Raw genomic sequence first — 12,450 nt, forward strand, 5'->3', positions numbered from 1 at the left:
ATATACTGGTAAAAAGGAAAAAATAATATATGAAACTGTTTGTTTCAGATGAGCTGGATGATAGTGATGTCTGCAGAGGCATATCCATACTGCACTGTCAGAGTATTGTTATCCTTTGCAACTATCTTTGCCATTCTGGTGGAGACGGTTTCAGGTGCTGTTTCATTGTCGAGGACAACTTCTGGTTTCGGTGCAAATCCAAGGGGAATCCACATTCCGGTTACTGCTTCTGAATAGTTCCCACCGATGAGGCCATACTGTTCCGCCGTCATCTCCCGTGTCATTGTCTCTCCGAATGGGAATAACACGGTCTTTGTATCTCCTTCACGCAGCCCTTCTGATTCATCAGCAATGGTTGTCAGTTCGGGTTCAAAGAGAGCATAGGACGTAACACCGGCAGGGTACATATACACATCAATCGGCACAATAAAATCAGAATAATTCTGACCGATGACCATCTGCAAGGGTTGTGAGACACCTGCTACTACGCCTTCGTTTTCAACTACGGTCTGGTCTGACGAAAGCACGGCTACGCCACTGTCATCACGGATGGTGTAACCGACAACAATACCTGATCCATCTGCTGCTGTTTTAAATATCGAGAAAAAACCCATTGTGAGGGTAAACCCGAGCACGCATGATATCAGAATGAAGACAACAAATACCTTTGTGAGGGTTTTTGTCCATTCATCATTGTTCTTTGCGCTCTTCTGTTTTGCCATTAGTATTATTTCAACTCTTTTCTGTATTAAACATGTATATTGTCGTAGGTCTTATTGATGGCACCACGAGATTTAAGGACGGGAAACCTTTATCTTCCATACGGTCGGTATCTGGATCTGTCGATTCTGTATAATCACAGCAATGGATCGTCAGCAAAAGGGGAAAAAATTATGATTCGAAGAAGAAGATATCCGTTTGCTCTTCTCTGGAATGAACTTGACGAACTGATGGCAGAATGGGAGTCGCGTGTGCAGAACACAATAACAACCGGAGCATCACTCCCTTCAATGGTAAGACCAGCATTAAAAAGGGAATTCAGGGTTGATGTACGCGAAGAGATGGACGAAGTGATCGTCGTTGCGGACCTCCCGGGGATTGATAAAAAAGATCTCTTAATACGACTGATGAATCCTATGAATCTGGAACTGTCTGTTGTAAATGTGTCGGAACCTGAGGTAGAACCCGAAGGATCTGAATACTATATCCGTGAGCGCCTTTCAGGAAACATGCGACGCATTGTGTCCCTTCCGGCAGAAGTAATTGACGAGGAGGCCGGTGCAACCTTCCATAATGGAGTACTGGAAGTCCGGCTCAGGAAGGCACTCCCCGAGTCAGGGAGTGTTATTCCAATAGATTAATTTTTTAAGTAGTGCATGGATTCTTCCCGAATGGTTATGAATTATCCGATGTAATAGTGGGAAGAATGGACAAAAAGAAGGTCCGCGACTATATGACATATGATGTTGTCTCCATTGATGCAAAGGGGACTGCAAAAGATGTTATAAATGCAATCCGTGATACGCATCACGATGGATTTCCTGTAATTGATAATCGGAAGGTAGTTGGTTACGTCTCTGCCCGCGATCTTCTCTTTGTTTATCCATATACTCCAATTGAGAAGCTAATGTCCCGTCACCTGATTGTCGCAGCTCCTGATATGGACATCAATGATGCTGCCCGTGTGATATTCAGGTCTGGTATCCAGAAACTTCCTGTGGTTGATGATGACACCAATCTCATTGGTATTATATCAAATGCAGATGTAATCAGGTCTCAGATTGAACATGTGTCGCCTGATAAGGTGTTTAAATTCATTGATACGCTTCGTCAGCTGCATGATGTTGAACCTGTACTGGTCAGGGGAAGAGTTGCAATACAAAGTCTTCTCCCCACCCAGTCAAAAATTTATCAGGATGAACTTGAAGGGAGAATGTATGAAATACAAAAAGGACTCGCAGAACCTCTTATGGTTGTCCGGCGTCCCGGAAGGCTCGTGCTTGTGGACGGACATCACCGTGCTGTTGCAGCCCGCCGGCTTGGAATAAAGGAACTGGATGCCTATATTATTGAAATTGATGAGGATATTGAACTCGGCCTTGAACGGACTGCACGCGAGATGAACCTTTCAACCCTTGATGATATCAAAATTCTGGATTATGCCCGGCACCCCCTTGTTGCAGTGACACATCGTCTGGTCAGGCACAGTTAGGAACCGGAACAATGAGTGCCGTAGTCCGGATTCAGGTAATCCTCTGTCACAACACTATGCTCCGGAATGACTGCTTCCGGCCAGATCCTTGTTTTTGAATGAACGATACTGCCCTGTTTTATTACTGAACGGGGCCCGATTACAGTGTCATTCTCAATATTGCATTGTTCCCGTATTGCCGCTTCATTATCAATAATGCTGCCGCTGATGGTGGTATCTGCTCCGATATGGACATGGTTGTAAATTGATGATGAGAATATTTTCACACCTTCGCGAATGACACAGTCGTTTCCAAGGGATGTGTAAGGGCCGATAATCACCCTGTTTCCGATGACAGTGCCGGAACCGATGGATACCGGGCCGATAATCTTTGAATTCTCACCAATAACCACACCTTCACCGAAATGAACGGGTCCGTGGACTGTTGCCCCCTTGATTGTGATGTCACCCGATATATTGGTGTATGACATCTCCTGCAGTTTCCAGTGTTCTGCTTCGCGCAGGGAACGCGGACTTCCGACATCAGACCAGTTTCCGCGTGCAAGCCAGCCTGAAATATGAGTTTCCGGCTGTTCCATAAGGACAGGGAAGAGATCTTTGGCAAAGTCAAACTTGGTATTTTCCGGAATGTATTCAAAGATTTCCGGATTGCAGACATACATCCCTGTACTCGCAAGGTTGGAAAAGATCTGGCCGGGTGATGGTTTCTCTGTAAACCGCATAATTTCATAATTAACATCGATTTCTGCGATTCCGTATTCTGATGGTTCATCAATGGAGATGAGGCCAATGGAGGCTATTGCATCACCACGGAGATGTTCCCGGTAAAACTGGAGGAGATCGATGTCAGTGATATGGTCTCCGCCTACCACGAGAAATGGTGAATCATTCAGGAATTCTTCAGCATTTTTAACACTCCCTGCAGTACCCAGTTTGACCGGATCACGCACATATGTTATTTCAGCGCCGAAGAGTGAACCGTCACCGAGGGTATTTTGTATATCGTCTCCTTTGTAGCCGAGTGTCACAACAATATCGGTAAATCCAAGATTGGACAGATGATCCACAAGATGGATGATTGAAGGGGTATTGACAATTGGGATGCAGGGCTTTGGCCGTTCAAAGGTCAGCGGCCGCAGGCGGGTCCCCTCTCCGCCACACATGATACATACCTTCATACAACACATGTTGTCATACCTCGGTTTAAACCCTGTCGGTCTGGGGTGTGCGATTTTCACCGAATCGATAGAATAACATAGGATTCCTTCCATTCACCAGATGTGGAGCATGAGGACTTTTCCTGCACGAAGTGCGGCAGGTGCTGCTTCGGTATGGGAAAATATGTTAAGGTTATTGGCCAGATGGGAATGAATCAGGTCGTCGTCAGACATGAGATCACGAATGAAACCGTTTATGCAACGATACCCCGCAAATACCGCGATTATTTTGATTTTGCTGAGGCACGATCGGTCACCGAAGGGTGGTGCCCCTTTCTGCGTGAGGAGAATGGGGTGTATCCCTGTATCATATTTGATTCCGCTCCACAGTTCTGCAAAGATTTCACGTGCTGCAGAATGAGGATTTTCGATGCGGCAGGGACACCGGTTGCACGGATAAAAGGGAAAGGTTCACTACTTACGGATGATGACGCATTCTCAGAGTGGTGGAAGACTACGATTGCAGTCCTTCCGGATGATAACTGGGAAGAGGAGGCTTCATCCCTTCTTGAACATAAGGGATACCGGGCTGTCTGGTATGACTAATAAAAAATACCGTTTATTGAATACTACTGGTGGCATGGTTGAGTGCAAACCGGGAAAAAAAGAAGAGATCATCCGGTGCAGGTTCTGTACCCATTCTAAACAGTTCAGGCAGAGGGGCAAGTGGTTGCCCTCCCCTGCGAGAGCGTTCTGTCTTGCCTCACGTACAACAACTGATGTCGATCTCAGTATGGTGACTGCCGTATGCTGCAATGATATGGATAGTGAGGGTTTTTCAAGTATTTTTTCCGTCATCAGTTGATGGTCTGCTTTCTGTATCCGGCATACCATCTTTTGCAATGGCAATAAGTGTCTGCACATCAAGTGACTGTTCAAACCGGCGGGCCACGGTATCATACACGGTGTCATCATATATGGGATTGGCAGATTCAGCAGGGATATATTCTGTCCCTTTTTTATCAGAGAGACAGGAAAGAAGTGCATGCACAGCGGTTCTGTTCAGGAAGAGACCGTGCATGTATGTTCCAAAGACCTGGCCGTCATCAGAGACTGCCCCCTCGTCCTCAAACGCTCTTCTGCAGTGCCCGACTGAGGTATCTCCTGTGTGTATTTCATATCCACTGACACTTTCCATTCTCTGGAGAATCGGGGAATGGTCCAGGGGTGTCCGGGTAACCTGAACGGTTGTTTTTGTATATTCTGAAAATGTTGTTGTGATATCAAGTAGTCCAAGACCCTGATATGTCCCAACTCGCGATTCATGACCCGAATCGGAGATTGTTTTCCCCAGCATCTGGTATCCGCCACAGATACCGATGATGTGGGTGCCTGCTTCATGTGCAGCATGGATCTGATCTGCACATCCTGAATCATACAGATACTGCAGGTCTGCAATGGTGTTTTTTGTGCCCGGGATGATGATGCAGTCAAAGGATGAGAGCATTGCCCCGGGCTGCACATATTCAACAGACGCCTGCTGTTCCAGCACTTCAAAATCGGTGAAATTTGATATCTGTGGCAGATGTATTATTGCAATTCTGATGCCTGTTTTGTCTGTTTTTTTATCATTTATTGAGAGGGAGTCCTCACTTGGGAGGGGGATGTCAAAATATGGGATTACTCCCAGAACGGGAATGCCGGACTTATCTTCCAAAAATTGTTTTCCGTCTTCAAAAAGCCGGTAATCTCCACGGAATTTGTTGATGATAATACCCCTTACATGTTGGCGGACATCATCAGGCAGAAGCATCAGTGTTCCCAGCACCTGTGCAAAGACTCCCCCGCGTTCAATATCTGCGACGAGAATAATGGGAAGACTGAGTTCTTGTGCGAGGAGGACATTTGCAATATCGCGGTCATAGAGGTTGCATTCGGCAGCACCGCCTGCACCTTCAATCACAACCATTTCATATGCGTCCTGTAGGTTCCAGAATGCCTGAAGCGCAGTGTTCAGGAAAAAATCGGTTTCCGTATAGTATTCCCCTGTCCTGACATCACGAAATGGTTTTCCAAGGAGTACAATCTGTGATTCACCATCTCCTTTTGGTTTCAGAAGTATTGGGTTCATCTCCGCAGATGGTATGGTGCGTGACGCGAATGCCTGCACTGCCTGAGCAATACCAATTTCATCGCCGGATGTGGTCACATATGAGTTCAGACTCATATTTTGGGATTTGAATGGTGCAACCCGGTAGCCGTAATTTGTGAGAATCCGGCATATTGCAGTTACCGTGATACTTTTCCCAACGTGGGATGCAGTTCCAAGAATCATCAGGGACATGTATGATACACAATTCCTTTTTCGCGGGTTAAATTTTTTTGTTTTATCGCTCAAAATCTGGTTTACAGGATCTGATTCCTCAACGAATTAATGAACGAATATTCAGTGAATCATGCCAACAGATATATAAACAAAGCATGAATGTACATGGTAATGACTGGAGGTATATGTCCAAAGTGCGGACTGCCCAAAGAACTCTGTATCTGCGAAGAAGTAGCGAAAGAACAGCAGCAGATTAGTGTTAAGATAAACCGGCGCCGGTACGGCAAAGAGGTCACCGTGGTTGATGGTCTTGATCCATATGACATTGACCTGGATGAACTGCAGAAATACCTCAAAGGGAAACTTGCCTGCGGCGGTACAGTGAAAGGTAATTCAATTGAGCTTCAGGGGAATCACCGTGAACGGGTGAAGAAACTCCTTCTTGATAAAGGATATAAGCTCGATAATATCAGTTAATTCTTTTTTTTAAAATTGTAGGGTATTTTTTTCAGATAAACAGTCTGAATGCAACCCATCCGATGACAACCATCACAACAGAATACTTTAGTCCTGCAACCGCACGTCCTTCACCCATCTGTCCTGCAACAAGACCCGAGAAAAATCCCTGAATTACAGATGCATGGAGGAAAAGCCGCCGATAAAATTCCATGTCAATGGCTGCCCCGAATGCTGATCCGCCACTTCCTGACTCTGCCACAGCCTCGCCGGCCTGTGCCATCGTCTGCAGAAATGTTCCCGTCATCACTGCAATCACGAAGAGGAAGACCAGGTAGGAAACGAGCACGATAATTACATAAATGAGCATATTATTGCGCCGTTCTGTTTCGAGATTGACAAATTCAAAGCTGTCATTTGCGGCAGCACGCAGGACTTCACTAACATCACCACCGGCACGGCTTGCTTTTGCAATGAGATCAACACTCCTCTGTGCAAGTGATGTGCCTATCCGCTCTCCAAACTGATATATTGCATCGACAAACGGAATATTCCATGACATCTCTGCATCAAGTTTCTTGATATACGGAGTCAGGGAACCGTATTCACCACCCGCAACGACATGGATTGCATTTGGCAGTGTCATCCCGCTTTCATTCATTCCTGCAACGTCCCGGAAGAAGTTTGGCAGTGATATATTGAGATTTCTCACTCTCATAGAGTGTTTCAGATCCAGTAGTGCAAGGGGAATCGTTGCAATCAGCACTGCAAGAAGGAAATAATCATCAATGCCTGTTGTCGTCAGTGCAAGAACTACTCCGTATTTACTCACCTGTAGTATCAGTCCGATAACAAAGACAATAATTGCAACAGGAATTGTGAGAATCAGAATATTTACCGGTTTTTCCGTGAGCATCTGAACAGGATGACGCATGAATTTTCCGAATCCCTCATCTGAACGGTGCTGCTCTTCCAACCGTGCAAGAATTTCCTCGTCTTTCCGGATTTCCGGTGGTGCATCGTCTGCTTTATTTTCTGGTTTTTTCGTATCAAATATTTTCATTCTACACCTCCGGGGTCATTGAACTGATGAGAATCACAAACATGATACTGCCCAGCGGGATGACAGCATAAATCACTGCATACAGAAACAGGGGATCTGTTTCGCCGCTGATTGTCGACATGACAGACTGAAGAATGATAAGAAAAAGGGTGCCTGCCACGAGTGCTGTCACATACGACTCTGAGATTAATCCCAGTGTTTCCAGGAATGTTTTCTGTTCCATGCGGTTTTCTCTGGTATATTGTTCTGACTTAGTACGGAAATATTCCGTCAGGTTACTTCCTGCCGAAATACTTGCAGATGCACCCTGGAGAAACTCACGCATTCTGCTGCTCGGTGTATACTGGCCGGCAATTCTCAGGGCATCAAGCAGGTCTTTTCCAAAAATATCAATTTCCCGTGTAATATATCGCGCTTCAACCGCACTTTCCCCGTATATTTTGCTCTGTCCGAGCAACCGGAATACTTCTGCTGGTGTGATGCCTGCTGTCGACATAGCGGTGATATAATTAATTGCATAAGGAAGTGTTGCATCGATATTTCTTTTTCTTTCTCCGGCCATAATTCCCGGATATATGAGAAATACTGCATAGGTAATCCCTCCGAATACAATAAGGCCGATAACCATTACGATTACTCCACCGATTAATGCCTTAAACGGATTCAGAGCAATGATAATATCCGGCAGATTTCCGTAATAGACGATAAGATCCGGCAGTTTCAATGCATATGTAACAAAGCCAATCAGGACTCCGAAGATCAGTCCGACAAGGACAGATGTGATGTAGGCCGTTGCAAGATATGCTTCAAACGGCACGGTCATTCGTGCGCGCATCATCTCATTGCGCAGAAAGAGATAGTCATCCCTTTTTGCTTTCAGACGCTCTCCAAGAAGATTGAAACAGAACCTCTGATAACTATTCATAGAGATCGCTCCTGACAAGTTCCATTACGGTCTCCGGGTCACGGTAATAGGAGAGCAACACTTTACTGACTTCCTGGAAGTGACGGATCTTTTTTAATCGCATCCATTCAAGAATTTCCTGGCGCCGTTTGAGTTCTTCCCGCATACGGGCGTCACTCCATCCTTTCCCTTCCATAATATCTTCAAGAATGTAGGATTTTCCTGAGAATCGAATTTCATCTGTGGCTGCATTCCATTTGAATACTTCATTGGTGATCAGTTCATTTGTCCGGGGATCAATATCGAGGATCTCTATGAGTGTTTTATTTCGTCGAATCCTCTGCCCGCCAAACCGTGCCTGCACCTGCACGCTTACCAGATCAAGGGCGCTCAGCATATTACGGGGCACATTCATTGGCGGGTTTTCAAACCGGTGAACAACACTGGCAACAGAATCTGCATGTGTTGTTGCATAGGTTACGTGACCAGTGCTCATGGCCTGGAAGAGTGTCTGTGCCTCTTTGCCACGTACTTCACCTACGAGGATATATTCGGGACGCTGACGGAGTGCTGCACGCAGCAGTTCATACATATCAATTGAGCCTTTTCCGCCGCTGTCAAACGATTCCCGGGTAATGGAAGGAATCCAGTTCTTGTGCGGCAGTTTCAGTTCACGGGTATCTTCAAGCGTGACAATCTTTGCAATAGGTGGAATAAACAGTGATATCGCATTTAGAGATGTTGTCTTTCCTGACGCTGTACCTCCTGCAAATATGCAGGATTTTCCATTTTCTACAGCAAGCCACAGGAATGCAATGGAGAGTGGGGAATACGTACCCCACTCTATGAGATCTGTTGGAGTAATTGGCTCATCCTTGAATTTTCGGATGGTGAATGTAGAACCATGGGCTGTCACTTCATGACCCAGGGTCATCTGAATACGTGACCCGTCTGCCATTGTTGCATCAAGCATCGGTTCAGAAATTGAGATATATTTTCCTGCACGCTGGGCGAGTTTGGTTACAAATGAGTCAAGATCGTCAGAACGTGCGTATGTGATGTTTGTCTGGATTGATTCATAATTAGAATGGAATACAAATAGGGGAGCATCGATGCCATCACAGGAGATATCCTCTATATATTTATCATGCATGATGGCATCAATCCGCCCGTCTCCAATGAAATTTTTGTGAATATGATAGAGAATTTTTTCCCGCGATACCGGATCCAGTTTTATACCGTAATCAAAGATAATATTGTCAACTGCCTCTGTCAGGGTAGCATATGCCCGTTCTTTTGTGAGATCTTTGGTGTTGATGTCCAGTGTTTCAAACAACCGCTGTGTCAGTTCCTGTAGCAGTATTTTTTCTCCATCAGAGAGTTCAGGTTCAATTACTGTGTAGAGGTATTCATGACTGTTGTGGTCAAAGATGATTCGTATGTAGGCATATGGTTCATTGACCGGATACAATTCGATTTCTTCGATTCCCTCGCCACTATCATGCGAGAGATCAACGAGGGATCCATGGATTGCGGGGTCATATTCCACAACCCTGCCCCGAATTTTACCAAAAAGACCCTGACCAAATTTTTTCTTATTTTCTTCCTGATCTGTTTCTTCTTCAGGAACAAATTCAGCCGGTTTTAGCTTTGAAAGATCCAGTTTTTCCAGGTCCCCCTCAACGATTCCATCCAGTGCAGCTAAGATTTCTTTTCTGTTACTCATCTCAAATTTGTGTGCACCGTCCGAGATGTGGAATTCCTCAAGATCCAGCTCAGCTCCACCTGACAGAATCAGTTCTGAAATGTTTGTCACTTCTTCTGCACTAATTATTCCATCTTTCCGTATCTTTTTCTTAACAATCGGTTCTGAATAGGAGTCTGCATTTTTGGATTTGATTTCGATTGGTTCTTTGCGGATATTTTTATTTCCTTCACTTGAAATATCTTCAATAATTCGTGTAATTCTCGTTGTTGTGTTTTGTGGCTGATTTGTTCCGGAAATAAGTTCAGCTTCATCGTATGCCTGCACCAGTTCGTTAATCAGATCATCTGGTTTCAGTTTTGGAGGTACCTTGTTTACTGTCGTTTCTGAATTTTGTATCTCCTGAATTATTGAACTGAGTGCTCCTGACTGGGACTCCCCGGGTTCTTCACTAAAATAATCAGTTTTCGGGGTTTTCTCTTTATTATTCAGCAATTCACTGATAATTCCATCAATTTTCTTTTCAGCTTCACTGTCAGGTCTTTTGGCAGGATCTTTTTCCGCTGAATAATTGGTGTTCTGCTGGATGTCAGCAATCAGTGAACCAAGATGATTGTTTTTTGTCTCCCCAGTGACCTCAGGTATTTCATCCGGATTCTCTTCCGGTGATTCATTATGTGGCGACTGGATGGGTGAATTCGGATGCGATCCCGATTCTGATTTGGTATCTTTATCTACCGTAAAACTCAGTTCAGTATTTTCTCTGCTGAATTCTGGTATTTTGGTTTTATCAGTTCTCTCAGGGATGAATCTGTCGATATCCTGATCAGTTGTTATTTCACCATGCACTTCTGCACTGACTTCATGAATTTCGTCTTCTGTTCTCTCTGGTGTGTTTTCTTTCTGTTTTTCAGGTACAGACCCGGCAGGCACATCCTCATCTTCTGGTTTCAGTTCATCTTTAGCGGGTTCCTGTTCAGATTTATTGGTATGAATCCCTGTAATGATGTCCCTGAGAGTAGGTTTCATTCCTTCTGACCCAGTGCTACCGGATACTGGATTACCTGCCTGTGATATAGCCGTTGCTGAATTTTCATCCCCAATTTCAGTTATTTTATCCATTTTCCGGATATCAGTCAGCAGATCACCAAGAGTTTCATTTGGCCGGGTATAATCCGAGACACTGATTTCATCCGGTTTGTCTGAGGTATTTTCTGTTTCAGAAATATCAGTTCCATCAGCCAATATCGGGATTTTTTCATTTCCGGCAGGGAAATCCTGCTCTGTTTTTTCTTCCGGAGAAACAGCATCACTGGTCTCTTTTTTCTTATTTCCACGACGCAATCCCCCAAAAAACGATTTCATATCTTTCATCTTTTAATCCTCAAATCTCAATTACGGTATCAATCAGTTCATCATTAAACTCAATCCTGTACTTGTAAACAGTCCCCGATCTGTCCACAATGATACAGTCATAGATACCATTGACCAGTTTAAATGCCACAATCCCATCTGGTCCGGTGATTTCGCTCAGAAGAAGCTGCCTGCCCTTTCTCATGGAGACTCTTGCCCCGGCAAGCGGTTCATCTCCTGAGATGATATGGAGTCTGATTACACCCCTCCCTTTTTTTTGTTCACCGATCTTGGGAATTTCTTCCAGGTGGCAGCTTTGTATATGCCCCTTGTCGTATATCCTGCACCCAGCAGCCACTGATTCTGTGATCGATTTCTCAGTCAGATATATTTTAAATTTTAAATTGTTGTCGTGCAGATAAATTGCTTTGTCACCATAGAGGTTCCCTTCCTTCCCCATAAGGGCCGCACCTTCAACGGTTCCATCGACAAAAATTAATAAACACTGATCTTTCCCCCCAATAGAGACTGCAAGTCCGGATCGACCGGATGCTTTCATTTTGTTTATAAGGTCTTCAGATTCATACTCGCCGGCATACTGAGCATGTTCGACCACATTTCTTATGTCGTTTTCAATATTCATCTTATCTCGCCATTCCCCTTACCATGGTTATATCACAGTTTTTGTACCCCTTTTATTGCAAGACGGATGAGGCCAAGATTTGCGTCTGTTGAGGTTAGTACAACCAGATAGAGATCCTCAAACGGTGCAAGTATGCATTTACCCTGTGGTGTTTCAAGAATTATCTGCTCAAGGAGGCCAATTCCAAGATCATCTGATATTTTGGCACCTGCACGAAGGAAATCTTCAGCGATGGCTGCAGCATGTTCAAAATCACCGTCTCCCCGCGAATTAATGGGAAATCCTTCAAAAAATGATGAAACTGCAATCACTCCGGGCTGCCGAAGAATCCTGTCAAGTTTCTCTTCGTTGGAAAGTGTTGTCTCATCTTCAGCCGGAAGGGACTTATGATCGACAAGCCAGTTTTCCCGGATTGAATAGGTAATCACCTTCCTCAGTTCTGATTCATTGTAGGAGGTGACAGTATATTCTAAAAACGGCTGTTCTCTAAAGAAAATTATTGCATCATTTCCTTTCAGCTCTGTTCCATTTTCATTGTATTGGGCAATTGCAGGAATTCCATTCTCTATGAGGAGATATCCCTCTCCATTCGGTCCCCGTGCTGAAACTCCGGCGATTATTTGCCCGGTGA

General features: G+C 44.7%; 12 protein-coding genes. 4 read left to right on the forward strand and 8 right to left on the reverse strand.

Annotated features, from left to right (window positions below; genetic code table 11):
• Positions 1-44 precede the first annotated feature (44 nt).
• Positions 45-722, reverse strand: a complete 678-nt coding sequence (locus MKMG_RS08425; RefSeq protein WP_165077265.1) for a hypothetical protein — start codon at positions 720-722, stop codon at positions 45-47.
• Positions 723-893: 171 nt separating this feature from the next.
• On the opposite strand from MKMG_RS08425, the gene MKMG_RS08430 reads away from it, so the two are divergent.
• A complete protein-coding gene (locus MKMG_RS08430) occupies positions 894-1,361 on the forward strand; it encodes an Hsp20/alpha crystallin family protein (protein WP_165077266.1) in 468 nt (155 codons plus the stop codon).
• 65 nt (positions 1,362-1,426) lie between these two features.
• Positions 1,427-2,212 carry a CBS domain-containing protein gene (locus MKMG_RS08435; protein WP_165077268.1) on the forward strand — a complete coding sequence of 262 codons (786 nt, stop codon included), beginning with the start codon at positions 1,427-1,429 and terminating at the stop codon, positions 2,210-2,212.
• Here the strand turns inward: MKMG_RS08435 and MKMG_RS08440 are convergent.
• A complete protein-coding gene (locus MKMG_RS08440; protein ID WP_165077269.1) occupies positions 2,209-3,390 on the reverse strand; it encodes an NDP-sugar synthase in 1,182 nt (393 codons plus the stop codon). The two genes, MKMG_RS08435 and MKMG_RS08440, sit on opposite strands and share 4 nt — an antisense overlap.
• Before the next feature lie 102 nt (positions 3,391-3,492).
• On the opposite strand from MKMG_RS08440, the gene MKMG_RS08445 reads away from it, so the two are divergent.
• On the forward strand, positions 3,493-3,975 hold the full coding sequence (locus MKMG_RS08445) for a YkgJ family cysteine cluster protein (protein ID WP_256366077.1): 483 nt from the start codon (positions 3,493-3,495) through the stop codon (positions 3,973-3,975).
• Positions 3,976-4,207: 232 nt separating this feature from the next.
• Here MKMG_RS08445 and MKMG_RS08450 read toward each other — a convergent pair whose 3' ends face one another.
• Complete coding sequence (locus MKMG_RS08450) at positions 4,208-5,713, reverse strand: cobyric acid synthase (protein ID WP_165077273.1); 1,506 nt, start codon at positions 5,711-5,713, stop codon at positions 4,208-4,210.
• Positions 5,714-5,866: 153 nt separating this feature from the next.
• Here MKMG_RS08450 and yciH point away from each other — a divergent pair, with 153 nt between their 5' ends.
• Positions 5,867-6,172: a stress response translation initiation inhibitor YciH gene (yciH, locus tag MKMG_RS08455; RefSeq protein ID WP_062399989.1), complete on the forward strand. Its 306-nt coding sequence runs from the start codon at positions 5,867-5,869 to the stop codon at positions 6,170-6,172.
• A 31-nt stretch (positions 6,173-6,203) separates the two neighbouring features.
• Here the strand turns inward: yciH and MKMG_RS08460 are convergent, their stop codons facing one another.
• The 5 genes from MKMG_RS08460 to MKMG_RS08480 form a co-directional block, all read right to left on the reverse strand.
• Positions 6,204-7,214, reverse strand: a complete 1,011-nt coding sequence (locus tag MKMG_RS08460) for a type II secretion system F family protein (protein WP_165077274.1) — start codon at positions 7,212-7,214, stop codon at positions 6,204-6,206.
• A gap of 1 nt (position 7,215) precedes the next feature.
• Complete coding sequence (locus MKMG_RS08465; RefSeq protein ID WP_165077275.1) at positions 7,216-8,139, reverse strand: type II secretion system F family protein; 924 nt, start codon at positions 8,137-8,139, stop codon at positions 7,216-7,218.
• A complete protein-coding gene (locus tag MKMG_RS11775) occupies positions 8,132-11,197 on the reverse strand; it encodes a type II/IV secretion system ATPase subunit (RefSeq protein WP_371415207.1) in 3,066 nt (1,021 codons plus the stop codon). Before MKMG_RS11775 ends, MKMG_RS08465 begins: the two co-directional genes overlap by 8 nt.
• A 10-nt stretch (positions 11,198-11,207) precedes the next feature.
• Positions 11,208-11,819, reverse strand: a complete 612-nt coding sequence (locus MKMG_RS08475; protein ID WP_165077277.1) for a hypothetical protein — start codon at positions 11,817-11,819, stop codon at positions 11,208-11,210.
• Between the two features lie 32 nt (positions 11,820-11,851).
• The coding region (locus MKMG_RS08480) for a roadblock/LC7 domain-containing protein (protein WP_165077279.1) at positions 11,852-12,450 on the reverse strand (599 nt) is incomplete at its 5' end.

Origin of the sequence: Methanogenium sp. MK-MG (genome assembly GCF_009914725.1) — an archaeon.
Taxonomy (GTDB): Archaea; Halobacteriota; Methanomicrobia; order Methanomicrobiales; family Methanomicrobiaceae; genus Methanogenium.

What these genes read in the sequence shown, in the direction of transcription:
- MKMG_RS08435 (WP_165077268.1), top strand. Translation starts at nt 1,427, where the DNA reads ATGGACAAAAAGAAGGTCCGCGACTATATGACATATGATGTTGTCTCC.
- MKMG_RS11775 (WP_371415207.1), bottom strand. Translation starts at nt 11,197, where the DNA reads ATGAAAGATATGAAATCGTTTTTTGGGGGATTGCGTCGTGGAAATAAG.
- MKMG_RS08450 (WP_165077273.1), bottom strand. Translation starts at nt 5,713, where the DNA reads ATGTCCCTGATGATTCTTGGAACTGCATCCCACGTTGGGAAAAGTATC.
- MKMG_RS08430 (WP_165077266.1), top strand. Translation starts at nt 894, where the DNA reads ATGATTCGAAGAAGAAGATATCCGTTTGCTCTTCTCTGGAATGAACTT.
- MKMG_RS08465 (WP_165077275.1), bottom strand. Translation starts at nt 8,139, where the DNA reads ATGAATAGTTATCAGAGGTTCTGTTTCAATCTTCTTGGAGAGCGTCTG.
- MKMG_RS08425 (WP_165077265.1), bottom strand. Translation starts at nt 722, where the DNA reads ATGGCAAAACAGAAGAGCGCAAAGAACAATGATGAATGGACAAAAACC.
- MKMG_RS08440 (WP_165077269.1), bottom strand. Translation starts at nt 3,390, where the DNA reads ATGAAGGTATGTATCATGTGTGGCGGAGAGGGGACCCGCCTGCGGCCG.
- yciH (WP_062399989.1), top strand. Translation starts at nt 5,867, where the DNA reads ATGACTGGAGGTATATGTCCAAAGTGCGGACTGCCCAAAGAACTCTGT.
- MKMG_RS08460 (WP_165077274.1), bottom strand. Translation starts at nt 7,214, where the DNA reads ATGAAAATATTTGATACGAAAAAACCAGAAAATAAAGCAGACGATGCA.
- MKMG_RS08475 (WP_165077277.1), bottom strand. Translation starts at nt 11,819, where the DNA reads ATGAATATTGAAAACGACATAAGAAATGTGGTCGAACATGCTCAGTAT.